The organism is Fibrella rubiginis, from assembly GCF_017353185.1.
Lineage (GTDB): Bacteria > Bacteroidota > Bacteroidia > Cytophagales > Spirosomataceae > Fibrella > Fibrella rubiginis.
Genome location: NZ_JAFMYV010000047.1, coordinates 1 through 340, shown reverse-complemented (window position 1 = coordinate 340; position 340 = coordinate 1). Strand labels below are relative to the sequence as shown.

The window sequence follows — 340 nt, the reverse complement described above, 5'->3', positions numbered from 1 at the left end:
CCTACTTTTGCACTCCCAATCGACCACAAGCCGGGCTCAACCAGCCGCAGGCCAGGGCCGAAAGGGACTTACCAGGGCCGTCAGGCAGCCCGCCAGAATGCAAAAAATAAATACGGCCAACTGCTTGACAAACCAACCCAATCGCTTACCTTTGCAGTCCCAAATCGAGTGAGTCACGTTTGGGTACCACGATCAGCAACGGCTGATCGCTCGTTCTTTGACCAACTGTTAGTAACACAAAACAACAACGCTCGCTGACCCCCAGCACTGCCTGCGGGCAGGGGTCAGCCTGACAAAAGGCACGTCTCAGCGATGAGACACGCAGTGCAAACTGCAACAC

Annotated in this window: 1 protein-coding gene; it reads right to left on the bottom strand. The window is 55.3% G+C overall.

What is annotated here, in order from left to right; all coding sequences use genetic code 11:
- Positions 1–145: 145 nt before the first annotated feature.
- On the bottom strand, positions 146–340 hold a 195-nt coding region (locus J2I47_RS26410), incomplete at its 5' end, for a hypothetical protein (protein WP_207367626.1).